The following is a 13,414-nucleotide window of genomic DNA, read 5'->3' on the forward strand; positions in this document are numbered from 1 at the left end:
GGCGCAGGACGTTCTCCCCGAACATGTCCCCGGACTCCGACCGGGGGGTGTGCACACCGGTGCTGAGGACGACCAGCCGGTCGCCCGGCTCGACCTGGAAGCTCTGCTCCTCGTAGGGGGTCTCCTCGAACATGCCGAGCGGCATCTGGGCCTCCAGGCCGACGCGTTCGACGGTGGTGCCGCGCTGCCGGTACAACTGCGGGGACCCGGCGTCCACGGCGGAGACCGAACCCGTGGCGAGGTCGAAGCGCAGCAGCAGGGTGGAGGCGTACCTCTTGCCGCCGTACTGGGAGAAGAGGGCCTGGTCGGCGAGGCAGGCCTGCTCGGCGAGGTCGACGCCGGCGCGGCGGGCGTTGCGCAGCGCGCCGACGGTGAGGCTGGTGAGCAGCGAGGCGTCGATGCCCTCGCCCATGCCGTCGGTAACGCTGAGCGTGAGGTGGTCGGCGGTCGTGGACCAGTCGAAGTTGTCGCCGCCGATCGCGTAGGCCGGCTCCAGATGGGCGCCGATGACGAACTCGTCGCGGGCACACCCCCGGCCCGGCAGGAGCTGCCACTGCATCTCGGCGGCGAGCGTGAGCCTTCGGGTGCGGCGGGCCTGGAGGTAGAGGTCGGTGTCCCGGGAGGCCGTGGCCAGCTCGTGGCCCAGTGCGGTGGCGAACTCGCCGAGCCGGAGCACCGAGGCCGTGTCGGCGGCGGTGTCGGGCACGTGCACGGAAAGCACGCCGAGTCGGTCGCCGCGGACCGTGATGGGCAGGTGCACCAGTTCCGTGGCCGGATCGGTGGTGACCTCCAGCACCGGCTTCTGGGTGGTGAAGGCGGTGCCGGCGGGGCCGTCGTGGGCGGACACCGGGTCCCCGGTGTCCGGCAGGTGCGTGACCGGCTGGAGCACCGACAGGGCGTAGTCGGCAAGGAGGAGCGTCACGTCCAGCGCACGGAAGCGCTCCGCCAGCAGCCGGCCCGCGGTGGCCACCAGCGCGTGGGGCGGGGCCGCCCGCAGCTGGGCTTCCACGGACGGGACGGCGTCAGAGCTGTTCACGAAGTCTCCATCCTCTCCCCTTGCCATCTCCACGCTATCGCGCGGGCTCCGGTGCCGGGACGGGGCGGAGTGCTGCGCCCGGCGCCGGGGTCATCCCTCCCCTGGGCGGGGCGCGGGTACGCCGGTGATCCAGGCGGTGACGGTGACGACGGTGCCCTGGCCGGGGGTGCTGTCGACGGCGAACTCGTCCATCAGCCGCTTGGCCCCGCCCAGCCCCATCCCGAGGCCGCCCCCGCTGGTGTAGCCGTCGGCCAGCGCCTGCTCGACGTCGTCGATACCGGGGCCGGAGTCGACGAAGGCGAGCCGGAGCCCCCGCCGCGGGCCGTCGACGGGAAGGCTGATCCTCACCTGGCCCCCGCCGCCGTGGACCAGGGTGTTGCGGGCCAGCTCGCTGGCCGCGGTGACCAGTTTGGTCTGCTGCACGAGCCCGAAGCCGAGCTCGGCCGCGACCTGCCGCACCTGGTGACGCAGCCAGGCGAGATCCGCGTCCGAGCCGATCGGCAGGCTCGTCGTGGTGGCGGGGTCGGTCGTCGGTGTCACACGCCCCCCTCAGCACGGCCCGGGACGGGCTGCCGCAGCAGGTCGAAGGCGCGTTCCACGTCGAGCGTGGTCACCAGGCCGGGCAGCGTCAGGCCGAGCTCGACCAGGGTGATCGCCACCGCCGGCCGCATCCCGCACAGGACGGTGCGGGCGGCCAGCAGCCGGGCGCTCGCCGCGATCTCGGCGATGATCCGGCCCAGGAACGAGTCCACGATCTCGACTCCGGAGACGTCGATGACCACGCCGGTCGCCGCACTGCCGGCCACGCGGCGGGCGATGTCCTGCTGGAGCTGCTCGGCCATGCCGTCGTGCAGCTCCCCCTGCAGGGAGACCAGCAGGACGTCCCCCAGTGCCAGGACCGGCACCGTGGCCACGTCGGCCGGAAACGGGGAGGTCATCGCGGGGTCGCACCCGCCACACGGTGGGAGACCTCGATGCCCTGCTGGGAGAGCGCGTAGGCCAGGGCGTCGGCCAGCGAGCCGCGGGTGAGCACCGGGCTCAGGTCGATGCCCAGGTGCACGATGGTCTGCGCGATGGCCGGGCGGATGCCGGAGACGATGCATTCGGCCCCCATCAGACGGGCCGCGGCGACGGTCTTCATCAGGTGCTGCGCTACGAGCGAGTCGACCGTGGGCACACCGGTGATGTCGAGGATGGCGTAGCTGGCCCGCTGCTCCACGATCGCCTGGAGCAGCGACTCCATGACGACCTGGCTGCGGGCGCTGTCCAGCGTGCCGATCAGCGGCACGGCGACGATGCCCTCCCACAGGTTGATCACGGGGGTGGCCACCTCGAGGAGCTGCAGCCGCTGCCGCGCGATGAGCTCCTCGCCGGCGTTCAGCGTCGTCTGCATGAACACCAGCCGCAGCGTCCCCATCAGGACGGTCAGGGCCAGCATCGTCTCCTGCGCCTCACCGCCGGCCGGCCCGCGGCTCTCGTGGCGCAGCAGTTCGGCGGCCGCCGCCCGCAGACCGGCGGCCTCGTCGGCGATCTGGGCGGGGGCGACTCCGCTTCGTGCGCGGGAGGCGGCCATCCGCCCCAGCTGCTCGCGCACCGAGTCGAAGCCGGGCGCCGCGACGTCCTCCGGCCGGCCGCTCGCCGCCACCTCGCGCAGGGCGTCCACGACGGCCTTGCAGGCCTCCACGGCCTCGTCGCGGGAGACCGTGAAGACCGTGCGGAACAGAGGCGCGTCAGCCCACCGCTGGGCGATCTGCTCACGGCAGCGCCCCAGGAAGGCCGCCACCTCCCGCGCCGCCACCTCGGCCGCTTCCTGCTCCGACACCCTGCATCGACTCCTTTCACCCTGCACCGTGACATCACGTCCGGCACACTGCGGCAATTATTGCCACATGACAATTATTGATGCTGCGCCTGCCGCGCAAACGACACCGCATCGACACATCCGCGGCTCGCGCCGGCGGCTCAGTGCCCGCGCCAGTCCAGACAGACCACGAGCGCGTCGTCCTGCGGGGCGGACTGGCCGCGATGGCCGGTCAGCTCCCGCAGCAGGGCCCGGGGCACCTCGGCGGCGGGAAGCAGACGCGTCGACATGATCGCCCGGGCCAGCGCGGCGTCGCCGTACGCCTCACCCTTGGGCGAGGCTACGGCGTACACCCCGTCGCTGACGAAGACGAGCCGGTCGCCGGGCTCGACCTGGAACTCCTGGGCCACGTAGTCGGTCTCCTCGAACATCCCCAGCGGGAGCTGCGCGTCGAAGCCGACCCGCTCGACCACGCCGTCGCGCAGCCGCAGCAGCTGCGGCGAGCCGGCGTCCACGACCTTCACCCGGCCCGTGGACAGCTCGAAGTCCAGCATCAGCACCGAGAGGTAGCTGCGCCCCCGGTAATGCGCGTAGACCGCCTGGTCGGCCAGGGCGGCCTGGTCGGCGAGGCCGATGCCGGCCCGGCGGGCGTTGCGCAGCGCGTTGATGGCGAGGTTCGTCAGCAGGGAGGCCTCTATGCCCTCCCCCATGCCGTTGGTGACGTAGAGCATGAGGCGGTCCGCGTCGGCCGACCAGTCGAAGTTGTCACCGAAGATCGCGTACGCCGGCTCCAGCTGCGCCCCGAGGTCGTACTCGGGCCGCGAGCAGGAGCGGCCGGGCAGGAGCTGCCACTGCATCTCGGCGGCCAGCGTCAGCCGGTCCTTGCGCCGCGCCCGCAGATACAGGTCCGTGTCGCGCTCGGCCACGAGCACCTCGTGCGCCAGCACCTCGGCGACGTCCGAGAGCTCGCCCAGCAGCTCCCGTACGGCCTCCCGGTCCCGCATGGTGACCGAGAGCACGCCGAGCCGGTCGCCGCGCACGGTCACCGGCAGGTGGACGCGCACCGCGTCGTCGCGGACGCCCTCCAGGAAGGGCTCCTGGGCACCGAAGGCGCGGCCGGCCGGGCTGTTGTGCACCGACACCGGATCCTCGGTCCGGGGCAGCTCGGACACCGGCTGCAGGACGGTCAGGCCGTAGTCGGCCAGGAACAGCTCGACGGACTGCGCCGCGTACTCCTCGACGAGCACCCGTCTCACGGCGTCGAGCAACTCATGGGGGGCCGCCGTGCGCAGGGCGCGCTCGGCGGTCACGAATCTGTTCACGATGGGAGATACACCATTCCTTCGTCGGACACACACGTGAGGGGCCAGGGCGACGAGCCGGCCCGAATCGAGCCGCATCGGCCGTGCGTGCCATCTCTTGCCGCTTGCGGCACCTAGTACGCTGACGACCGTCCCAGTACCTGCGAGAGTGTGACGGTGACTGTCTTCCGCCCCCGCCCCGAGCCCGCCGAGGTCGCCCGCCTGACCTTGACGACGGTGGAGCTGCTGGAAGTCCTGTGGGGCAGGGCCTCGACCGCACCGGCCTCCCCGTCCCAGCTGCGCGTGCTGTTCATGGTCGAGCACCAGGACGGCATCAACCTGCGCACCCTCGCGGACTCCCTCGCCTCCACTCCCCCGTCCACCAGCAGGCTCTGCGACCGGCTGGTGGCGGCCGGCTTCCTGGAGCGCGTCGTCAGCCCGGCCGACCGGCGCGAGGTGCGGCTGCACCTCAGCAGCCACGGCCGCGCCTTCCTCGACGACCTGCGAGCGCGCCGGGAGCGGGAGTTGCAGGCGGTGCTGGAGCTGATGCCCGCCGCCAAGCGGACCGCGCTCCTGGAGGGCCTCGAGGCGTTCTGCGACACCGCGGCGCTGCAGATACACGACACCGCCTCGCACACCTCTCGGGACCGGTCGGCCTGAACCACGGGCCGGACCGCCGAGCGGCCCGACGCGACGGGGCCCGGACGGCCGGCGCACGGAGCCGCCTCCGCCCACCGGAACATTGCAGATCCTTCCCCGTGCAGTACGACTCGCATACTTTGTTGCCTCACGGCCATAGTTGTCAAACGACAACTGTTGCGGCCGCGGCCTGTCTCCTTACGGGTACCCCGGAACACCCGGAGTCGGCTGTGGGGAACCTCTCGAACCGGCGGCGGTCCGGCCGCCGGAGACCCGGCGGGCAAGGGGATGCGGCGGGGCCGACCTGGGGTCGCGCGGCGCTCAGCCGGTGGTGAGCATGCCCTCGCGCAGGCCCGCCAGCAGACGGGCGAGCAGCCGGGAGACGTGCATCTGGGAGACGCCGAGGCGCTCGCCTATCTCGGCCTGGGTGAGTTCCTCGACGAAGCGCCAGTGGATGATCTTGCGGTCGCGTTCGCCGAGTTCGGCGATCATCGGCGCGAGGGCGTGGAAGTCCTCGACCAGGCCGAGCGCGGCGTCCTCGTCGCCGATGAAGTCCGCCAGGGCGGCCTCGCCGTCCTCGCTGCTGTTGATCGCCGCGTCCAGGGACGCCGACTTGTAGCCGTTGGAGGCGAGCTGGGCCTCGACGACCTCGTCCTCCGGGAGGCTCATCAGCTCGGAGAGCTCCTTGGTCGTCGGGGTGCGGCCCAGCCGGCTGCGCAGTTCCTCACTGGCGCGGGCGAGCTGGAAGCGGGCTTCCTGGAGCCGGCGCGGGACGTGCACGGCCCAGGTGGTGTCGCGGAAGAACCGCTTGATCTCACCGACGATGTAGGGGACGGCGAAGGAGGTGAACTCGACCTCGCGGGTCAGCTCGAACCGGTCGATCGCCTTGATGAGGCCGATCATGCCGACCTGGACGATGTCCTCCATCTCCTCCGGGCCGCGGCTGCGGAAGCGGCCGGCCGCGAAGCGGACGAGGGACATGTTCATCTCGATCAGCGTGTTGCGGGCGTACTGGTACTCCTGCGTGCCCTCCTCGAGCAGCGAGAGCTGGTCGAAGAACAGCTTCGACAGCTCCCGTGCGTCCTTGGGGGCGACCTTCGAGGGGTCCGCGATCACCGGCACGTCCACCGTCTGCTCCGCAGTCTGCGCGGTCGTCGCCGTCATCTTGCGCCCTCCCGGTCGGTTCAGTCCTGGCCCTTGCCGGACGGAAGTGTCCGGCAAGCACCCTGATACCCCGGTCGCCGAGCGGCATTCCTCAGTAGCGGGCGGCGCTCTGCAGCAGCGGCGGGTACACCGGGCTGGCCACGCCGTCCACGGTGGCGCCCGCGTACTTGAGCATGGGCCCGACCTGCCGGTTGAGGTCGTACGGGAAGTTGAGGGCCGGCGCCGACACCTCGTCCAGGGCCGCGGTCTGCTCCGCCGTCAGTTCCACGTCGAGACCGGCGAGGTTGGACTCGAGATGCTCCAGCGTGCGCGGGCCGATGAGGGTGGAGCTGACGCCGGGCCGGTTCTGCACCCAGGACAGCGCGACGGCCGCCGGACTCGCGCCGGTCTCCTCGGCGACGGCGGCGAGCGCCTCGATCACCGTGAACTGCGCCTCGCTGGGCCGCCCGAGGACGGCCGACCGCCTGGTGTCGGCGGGATCCGCCTGCCCTCGGCGGTACTTGCCCGACAGATAGCCGCTCTTGAGCGGGCTCCACGGCAGCACGCCCATGCCGGCGTCCTGCGCGAGCGGGATCAACTCGCCCTCGATGGTGCGTTCCAGGAGGGAGTACTCCATCTGCAGCGCGGTGACGGGGGTCCAGCCGCGCAGCAGTGCGGTGGTGTGGGCCTTGGCGGTGAACCAGCCGGGGGTGTCGGAGAAGCCGACGTAGCGGATCTTCCCCGCGGTGACGAGGTCGTCCAGGGTGCGCAGGGTCTCCTCGATTGGGGTGGAGCGGTCGTAGTTGTGCAGCCAGTACAGGTCGACGTAGTCGGTGCGCAGCCGGCGCAGCGACTCCTCCAGCTGGCCGATGATCGCCTTGCGGCTCGCGCCGCCGCCGTTGGGGTCGCCGAGGTGGAGGTTGCCGTAGAACTTGGTGGCCAGCACCAGGCGGTCGCGCAGGCCGGGGCGGGCGCCGAGGAAGTCGCCGAGGATCGCCTCGGAGTGGCCGTTGGTGTAGAAGTTCGCGGTGTCGACGAAGTTCCCGCCCCGGTCGAGATAGGCCTGGAGGATCTTCTCGGACTCCTCGACGCCGCAGCCGAAGCCGCCGTCCTCGCCGAAGTTCATCGCGCCGAGGCAGAAGGGGCTGACCTTGAGTCCGCTGCGGCCGAGACCGACGTACGAATCGAGTGCCATGAAATGCTCCGTGGGAGACGCAAAGGAATGGGTCTCTTCGAGGAAAGCAGCCTGAGCAGGGCAGTTGTTAGTGCGATCCCGTCGGCCTCTTGCACGATCCTGTCGAAGTTGCCCGGACCGGCCTTGCGGCGTGGCCCGTCCCCGGTCTTCAATCGAAGGGTGTCCTTGGAGGAGCTGCGCACCCTGATCGCCCGGCACGCCGGCCGGTCCACCGCCGCCGTCGACGGCCTGCTGCTGTCCGCCGAGTACCGGCCGACACCGCCGCAGGCGGGCATCGCCGACCCCGTGCTGGCGGTCGTCGCGCAGGGCGCCAAGCGGATCGTCCTGGGCGACCGCGTCTACGACTACGGCGCCGGGCAGTACCTGGTCGTGCCGCTGGACCTGCCCGTCACCGGCCACGCCACGGAGGCGAGCCCGAAGCGCCCGCTGCTCGGCGCGGGGCTCGCGCTGCGGCCCGCGGCGATCGCCTCACTGCTGCTGGAGACGGACGGGGCCCCGCCCGGCAGACCCCCCACCCCGGCCCTGGCGGTGAGCGACGCCTCCGCCGATCTCGTCGACGCCTTCGTCCGTATGATCCGGCTGCTCGACCGCCCCGCCGACATCCCGGTGCTCGCCCCGATGCTCGAGCGGGAGATCCTGTGGCGGCTGGTCACCGGCCAACAGGGCGCGCTGGTACGGCAGATCGGCCTGGCCGACAGCCGCGTCACCCAGGTCGGCCGGGCGCTGCGCTGGATCCGCGACCACTACACCGAGGTGCTGCGCGTCGAGGACCTGGCCCGGATGTCGGGGATGAGCCTGTCCCCCTTCCACCGGCACTTCCGCGCCCTGACCTCGATGACGCCGATCCAGTACCAGAAGCAGATCCGCCTCCAGGAGGCCCGGCTGCGCCTGATGAGCAGCACCGAGGACGTCGCGACCGTCGGCTTCGCGGTCGGCTACGACAGCGCGTCCCAGTTCAGCCGCGAGTACCGCCGCCGGTTCGGCCTGCCGCCGGGCCGGGACGCGACCCGTCTGCGCGCCGAACCCGACGCCGCGCCGCCGGACTCCCTGACGCTTCGCTGCTGAGTCGGCAGCCGCGTGGACGCTGCCGGGCCTGAGGCCGGGTCAGAGCCGGAACAGCGCCCAGACGATCTTTCCGCCGTCCGCGCGCGGATTCCAGCCCCAGCCGTCGCTCAGCGCCGAGACGACCTGGAGTCCACGTCCCGACTCCGCGAGGTCCTCCGCCTCCACCGCCACCGGTCCCAGATCGCTCTCGTCGGTGACGCCGCACACCGCGCAGGACCAGCGGTCCCAGTAGGCGAGCCACAGCGCCGGCTGCAACTCGGTGTCGGCGCCCGGGGGCCGGCCGTAGCGCAGGGCGTTGCTGATCAGCTCCGAGACGGTGACCGCGACGTCGTCGATGCGGTCGCGGCCGGCACGGCCTGCGAGCGTCGTCCTGATGAAGTCGCGGGCGATGTGCGCGGATTGGGGCAGGGGCGGCACGACGAGGACCGAGCAGCGGGCGGGGCCGTGACCGTCCTCGGAGGCGGGTGCGAGGGGGAAGGTGATCCCGGGTCCGGGTCGGCCTATGTGATCCACGGCTTGGCACAGCCACTGCCAAGTCGCCTCGATACGTGGGGGGTCGGCCGGTTCTGCGACTTGCTCTGCGGACATCGCGACCCCTGGGACCCCTGCGGAGAGAACTGACGAGCGCTACACCTGTGCGAAGCATCGTGCTACGCCCGTAAGTCTGTACGCAAGTGCATCGGCAATTACCGCTGCAATTGCAGACGATCTTGCACGCGGCGCGAGCCGGACGCTATCGTCCCGGCATCACCCGTGGATGCAATTGAGGATGCAATTGCAGAGCCGGCAGCGCGACTTCATCTCAAAGAGGCTTCAGATGCAGCACGTGAGCAACGGCATACCTGCCACCGAGCTGAGAGGGGCGATCTGGCGCAAGAGCCATCACAGCAACCCCGAGGGCAACTGCGTCGAACTCGCCGCACTCCCCGACGGAAGTGTCGCCGTGCGCAACTCCCGTCACCCCGAAGGTCCGGCCCTCGTCTACACCAGCGCCGAGATCTCCGCCTTCGTCCGCGGCGTGAAGGACGGCGACTTCGACGGCCTACTCCCCGGTCGTTGAGGTTTCGCTCACCCGCGGGCGGCCGGAAGGCGCAGGTCAACGCCGTGCGCCTTCCGGCCAGTTCACGCACCGCAGCCGTTCGGCACCACGGTGCTACTCTCCTTGGTTGAGTCCCGAAAATATGCAGACGCAGCCGGCTCGGCGGCCGAGGGGATGACCATGACGGCAGTTCGACCCGATCCGATCGCCACCGGCTCCGACGTTCTCAGCCTCCGGCGCGGCGGGCCCACCGTGCAGCGCATCATGCTGGGCACGCGCCTGCGCCGGCTGCGGGAGTCCCTCAACATCAGCCGGGACACGGCCGCTTCGGCGATACGCGCCTCGGACGCCAAGCTCTGCCGCATGGAGCTCGGCCGCGTCGGCTTCAAGCAGCGCGACGTCGCCGACCTGCTGACCCTCTACGGCGTCCAGGACCCCGACGCACGCCAGGAGTACCTGGAGTCGGTGCAGCGGGCCAACGAACCCGGCTGGTGGCGTGCGTACGGAGACGCCTTCCCGAGCTGGTTCGAGCAGCATCTGGGCCTGGAGGAGGCCGCCTCCCTCATCCGCACCTACGAAGTCCAGTTCATCCCGGGCCTGTTGCAGACCCCCGCCTACGCCGAGGCCGTCATCCGGCTCGGCCACCCCATCAGCTCACCGGAGGCGATCCAGCGCCGCGTCGAGCTGCGCATGACCCGGCAGGAACTCCTGTCCCGCCCGGGTGCGCCGAAGCTGTGGGTCGTCGTGGACGAGGCCGCGCTGCGCCGCCCGCTCGGCGGGACCGGCGTGATGCGCGCCCAGCTGGAGCACCTCATCGAGATCGCCGGCCGGCCCAACGTCACGCTTCAGGTGCTGCCCTTCCACGTCGGCGGCCACGCGGCGGCCGGCGGCCCGGTCACGGTGCTGCGCTTCCCCGTGCCGGACCTGCCCGACGTGGTCTACCTGGAGCAGCTCTCCAGCGCCCTGTACCTGGACAAGCCCGAGGAGGTCGACCACTACCTCGCGGTCATGGACCGCTTCATCGTCTTTTCCTCCCCGGCCGTGGATTTGTTTCCCTTTCGGAGGCGGTTCCTCCCCCAGCCCTGAGCCCGCCGGGGCGGGCCGCCGCCGGGGACCGGGGCGGCGGCCGGTGATCACACAGGTGTGGGCGGGTTGTCGATCAGGTCCTCGGCGTGCTCGCCGGTGACCAGGTAGACCACGCGCTGGGCGATGGAGACGGCGTGGTCGGCGAAGCGCTCGTAGTAGCGGCCGACCAGGGTTACGTCGACGGCCGTCTCGACGCCGTGGTGCCAGCGGTCGTCCATCAGGTGCTGGAAGATCAGGCGGTGCAGCTCGTCCATCCGGTCGTCGTCGCGCTCCAACTGCAGTGCGGCCTCGACGTCCTGAGTCATGATCACCTCGGCGGCCTGCGCCATCAGCCGCTGCGCCAGCTGGCCCATCTCCAGGATCGTGCGGCGCAGATCGCGCGGCACCGCCTGGTCGGGGTGGCGGCGCCGGGCCACGTTCGCCACATGCTGGGCGAGGACTCCGCACCGCTCGAGGTCGGCGCTCATCCGCAGTGAGGTGACGACCACCCGCAGGTCGGTGGCCACGGGCTGCTGCCGGGCCAGCACGGTGATCGTCTTCTCCTCCAGGTCCCGCTGCATGGCCTCGACCTGCTCCTCGGTGGAGATCACGCTCTCCGCGAGGGGCAGATCCGCGTCCAGCAGAGCACTGGTCGCACGCCCCATGGCGGAACCCACCAGGTTCGCCATGTCCACCAGGGCCTCGCTGATCGACTCCAGCTCCTTGTGGTAGGTCTCTCGCATCCGTCCCTCACCGTCCCGTCCCCAGCCTGCCTGCACCGACTGCCAGATTCGCACATGGTCCGCCGGGCGTCTCCAGGGAACCCGGCGCGGAAAGGATCCGGCGCGGGCGGAGAAGGGAGCCGGTGGCCGCACGCTCCTGTCGGCCGGCTCACCGGCCTGTCCGGGCCCGTGGTCCACGCCGTCGTCGTCGCCCTGGTCTTCGCCGAGGACGCGCTGTTCTTCGGGTTCGTGCCGCCCGGCGAGACGGCCGTGATCGTCGGCGGCGTGCCGGCCCGGCGGGGCAGCGTGGACCCGGTCCGGCCGACGGTCACCGTCGTCCTCGCGGCGGTCGCCGGGGACAGCGTCGGCTACGAGATCGGCCGGCGCCTGGGCCCGCCGCTGCTGCGCACCCGGCCGGCGGGCAGAGCGCGTGGAGAGGGCGCGTGACCTGCTGCGCGGGCGCGGCCCCGCGGCGGTCTTCGTCGGCCGCTTCGTCGCACTGCTGCGCTCGCTGATGCCCGCGCCGGCGGGCGCGTCGAACCTGGCCTACCGCCGCTTCCTGCTCCAGGACGCCCTGGGCGGCCTGCTCTGGGGCGTCGGCGACGTCGCCGTCGGCCATGCCGCGGGCGCCGCCTTCCCGCGCGTCAAGGGCGTCGTCGGCAACACCGGCGCCCTGGCCTCGGCGGCACTGGTCGTCGTCGCACTGGTCGTCTGGTGTATCCGCCGGCACCGCCGCTCGCGCACCCGACACGGTCACCGGATGAGGCGACGGTCACCAGAGCGACGACCCCCTGGTGACCGTCTGTCCCGCGGGTACCCCTAGATCCGTGAACGGTACAACTGGAACCGATCGAGCCGTACGGCCCCTCGTGCCGCCGTGATCCGCAGCCGCCACCGGCGGGCCCGTACGGGCGCGGGCAGGAGCAGGATGCGGCTCGCGCCGACCGTGCCGGCCCGGGTGACCTCCGTCCAGGCACCGTCGCGGTACGCCTCGACCACACAGCCCTCGATCTGCTGGCCGTGCCGGATGTCCTCCGCCAGCCGGACGCGGTCCACCTCGCGTGCGGCGCCGAGGTCCACGGTCCGCGCCCGGGAGGAGTCGGTGACCCGGGCCCCGTGGGCCAGGTCCTCGGGCAGCTCGTGCTCGATCCGCTCACGGAACTCGCGCAGCCGCGTGACGTCGGTGTCGTGCAGCCGGCCGTCCGTGTCCGGCGGGACGTTCAGCAGCAGCACCGCGTTGCGGCCCACGGAGCCGAAGTAGATCTCCGTCAACGTGTCGACGTTCTTGGGCAGTTGGTCCGCGTGGTAGAACCAGCCGTCGCGGATGGACACGTCGCACTCGGCGGGCCACCACTGCAGGTAGTCGGTCGCGGGCTGCGCCGTGACCAGCGCGTCGCGGCTGCCCTCGTCCGGGGTGTCGTAGGACAGGGCCCAGTCGGTGCGGCCGTACTGGTTCTCCTTGACCGGGACGACGCTCCACTCGTTCTCGCGCGCCAGGCCGCTCTCGTTGCCGACCCAGCGCAGGTCGGGTCCGGTGACGGCGATCGCCGCGTCCGGGGCGAGCGACCTGACCAGGCTGTACCAGCTGTCCCAGTCGTAGTCCTCCACCTTGCCCGGCGGGATCCGGCCCTGGGCGCCGTCGAACCACACCTCGTCCACCGGCCCGTACTCGGTGAGCACTTCGTAGAGCGTGTTGAGCATGTGGGCGCCGTAGTCGGTGGCGTCCAGGCGGTAGAAGCGCTCCGGTGTGCGGTCGTCGCCCTCGGCCAGGGTGGGGATGGTGCGGGCGGTGCGGGCGCTGCCGTTGGCGTACACGCCGTGCAGGTACTGGTTCTCGTCCGCGGGCGAGAGGTAGACGCCGACCTTGAGGCCGTGCCGGCGCATGGAGTCGGCGAAGGAGCGCAGCACGTCGCCGTGGCCGCCCTGCCAACTGCTCGACGCCACCGTGTGGTCGGTGTAGCGGGAGGGGTAGAGGACGAAGCCGTCGTGGTGCTTGACGGTGAGGATGGCGAGCCTGAAGCCGCCGTCGCGCAGGGCGCGGGCCCACTGGTCGATGTCGAGGCCGGTGGGCTGGAAGACGTTCGGGTCCTCGTCGCCGGTCCCCCACTCCAGGCCGGTGAAGGTGTTCACGCCGAAGTGCAGGAACGCGGTCCGTTCGAGGGCCTGCCAGGCGATCTGCCGTGCGGTGGGCCGGACTTGGGCCGCCTTGCGGACCAGGTCGTCCGGACTGTCGGCAGGGCTGACGGGGATGCGGGAGCGGTCGGCAGGGGCGGCCGTCGCGGCGGCGGCCGCGGGCAGTCCGGGTGCGGCGAGGGCCGCGGCCGACGCGACGGCCGAGGTGACGAAGAGGCGTCTGGAGAGGGCCATGTGATCAAAGTCCTCGGAGTCGGAAGAGGGTTCGGAGGGGG

At 71.7% G+C, this 13,414-nt stretch carries 16 protein-coding genes; 6 read left to right on the forward strand and 10 right to left on the reverse strand.

Annotation, left to right across the window (positions count from 1 at the left end; genetic code table 11):
• The 5 genes from ACFU97_RS29910 to ACFU97_RS29930 form a co-directional block, all read right to left on the reverse strand.
• Positions 1–1,036: PP2C family protein-serine/threonine phosphatase (locus ACFU97_RS29910; RefSeq protein WP_384262690.1), on the reverse strand; the 1,036-nt coding region annotated here is incomplete at its 3' end.
• A 90-nt stretch (positions 1,037–1,126) separates the two neighbouring features.
• Positions 1,127–1,576, reverse strand: a complete 450-nt coding sequence (locus ACFU97_RS29915) for an anti-sigma regulatory factor (RefSeq protein WP_384262692.1) — start codon at positions 1,574–1,576, stop codon at positions 1,127–1,129.
• On the reverse strand, positions 1,573–1,974 hold the full coding sequence (locus ACFU97_RS29920) for an STAS domain-containing protein (RefSeq protein WP_384262694.1): 402 nt from the start codon (positions 1,972–1,974) through the stop codon (positions 1,573–1,575). Before ACFU97_RS29920 ends, ACFU97_RS29915 begins: the two co-directional genes overlap by 4 nt.
• Positions 1,971–2,858 (reverse strand): STAS domain-containing protein, encoded by an 888-nt coding sequence (locus ACFU97_RS29925; protein WP_384262697.1) that lies wholly within the window; start codon positions 2,856–2,858, stop codon positions 1,971–1,973. Before ACFU97_RS29925 ends, ACFU97_RS29920 begins: the two co-directional genes overlap by 4 nt.
• A gap of 140 nt (positions 2,859–2,998) precedes the next feature.
• Positions 2,999–4,159 carry a PP2C family protein-serine/threonine phosphatase gene (locus ACFU97_RS29930; RefSeq protein WP_384262699.1) on the reverse strand — a complete coding sequence of 387 codons (1,161 nt, stop codon included), beginning with the start codon at positions 4,157–4,159 and terminating at the stop codon, positions 2,999–3,001.
• 201 nt (positions 4,160–4,360) lie between these two features.
• On the opposite strand from ACFU97_RS29930, the gene ACFU97_RS29935 reads away from it, so the two are divergent.
• Positions 4,361–4,798: a MarR family winged helix-turn-helix transcriptional regulator gene (locus tag ACFU97_RS29935; protein ID WP_384263019.1), complete on the forward strand. Its 438-nt coding sequence runs from the start codon at positions 4,361–4,363 to the stop codon at positions 4,796–4,798.
• Positions 4,799–5,098: 300 nt separating this feature from the next.
• Here the strand turns inward: ACFU97_RS29935 and ACFU97_RS29940 are convergent, their stop codons facing one another.
• Both ACFU97_RS29940 and ACFU97_RS29945 read right to left on the reverse strand, forming a co-directional pair.
• Positions 5,099–5,941: an RNA polymerase sigma factor SigF gene (locus tag ACFU97_RS29940; RefSeq protein ID WP_384262701.1), complete on the reverse strand. Its 843-nt coding sequence runs from the start codon at positions 5,939–5,941 to the stop codon at positions 5,099–5,101.
• 91 nt (positions 5,942–6,032) lie between these two features.
• Complete coding sequence (locus ACFU97_RS29945) at positions 6,033–7,115, reverse strand: aldo/keto reductase (RefSeq protein WP_384262704.1); 1,083 nt, start codon at positions 7,113–7,115, stop codon at positions 6,033–6,035.
• Between the two features lie 159 nt (positions 7,116–7,274).
• On the opposite strand from ACFU97_RS29945, the gene ACFU97_RS29950 reads away from it, so the two are divergent.
• Complete coding sequence (locus tag ACFU97_RS29950; protein WP_384262706.1) at positions 7,275–8,180, forward strand: AraC family transcriptional regulator N-terminal domain-containing protein; 906 nt, start codon at positions 7,275–7,277, stop codon at positions 8,178–8,180.
• 39 nt (positions 8,181–8,219) lie between these two features.
• Here the strand turns inward: ACFU97_RS29950 and ACFU97_RS29955 are convergent, their stop codons facing one another.
• A complete protein-coding gene (locus ACFU97_RS29955) occupies positions 8,220–8,768 on the reverse strand; it encodes an ATP-binding protein (protein ID WP_384262709.1) in 549 nt (182 codons plus the stop codon).
• A 229-nt stretch (positions 8,769–8,997) separates the two neighbouring features.
• Here ACFU97_RS29955 and ACFU97_RS29960 point away from each other — a divergent pair, with 229 nt between their 5' ends.
• Together ACFU97_RS29960 and ACFU97_RS29965 are read left to right on the forward strand one after the other, a co-directional pair.
• Positions 8,998–9,240 carry a DUF397 domain-containing protein gene (locus ACFU97_RS29960; RefSeq protein WP_384262711.1) on the forward strand — a complete coding sequence of 81 codons (243 nt, stop codon included), beginning with the start codon at positions 8,998–9,000 and terminating at the stop codon, positions 9,238–9,240.
• Positions 9,241–9,399: 159 nt separating this feature from the next.
• The gene (locus tag ACFU97_RS29965; protein ID WP_384262714.1) at positions 9,400–10,305 is read left to right on the forward strand and encodes a helix-turn-helix domain-containing protein; all 906 of its coding nucleotides are present in this window, start codon (positions 9,400–9,402) and stop codon (positions 10,303–10,305) included.
• 47 nt (positions 10,306–10,352) lie between these two features.
• On the opposite strand, the gene phoU is transcribed toward ACFU97_RS29965, so the two are convergent.
• Complete coding sequence (phoU, locus tag ACFU97_RS29970; RefSeq protein ID WP_384262716.1) at positions 10,353–11,027, reverse strand: phosphate signaling complex protein PhoU; 675 nt, start codon at positions 11,025–11,027, stop codon at positions 10,353–10,355.
• A 168-nt stretch (positions 11,028–11,195) separates the two neighbouring features.
• Here phoU and ACFU97_RS29975 point away from each other — a divergent pair, with 168 nt between their 5' ends.
• Together ACFU97_RS29975 and ACFU97_RS29980 are read left to right on the forward strand one after the other, a co-directional pair.
• The gene (locus ACFU97_RS29975; RefSeq protein ID WP_384262719.1) at positions 11,196–11,453 is read left to right on the forward strand and encodes a DedA family protein; all 258 of its coding nucleotides are present in this window, start codon (positions 11,196–11,198) and stop codon (positions 11,451–11,453) included.
• Positions 11,437–11,829, forward strand: coding sequence for a DedA family protein (locus ACFU97_RS29980; protein ID WP_384262721.1), 393 nt, complete (start codon positions 11,437–11,439; stop codon positions 11,827–11,829). The genes ACFU97_RS29975 and ACFU97_RS29980 overlap by 17 nt, the downstream gene beginning before the upstream one ends.
• On the opposite strand, the gene ACFU97_RS29985 is transcribed toward ACFU97_RS29980, so the two are convergent.
• Positions 11,826–13,373 (reverse strand): alpha-L-fucosidase, encoded by a 1,548-nt coding sequence (locus tag ACFU97_RS29985; RefSeq protein ID WP_384262723.1) that lies wholly within the window; start codon positions 13,371–13,373, stop codon positions 11,826–11,828. The two genes, ACFU97_RS29980 and ACFU97_RS29985, sit on opposite strands and share 4 nt — an antisense overlap.
• Between the last annotated feature and the right edge of the window lie 41 nt (positions 13,374–13,414).

Source organism: Streptomyces sp. NPDC057616, from assembly GCF_042800575.1.
Taxonomy (GTDB): Bacteria; Actinomycetota; Actinomycetes; order Streptomycetales; family Streptomycetaceae; genus Streptomyces.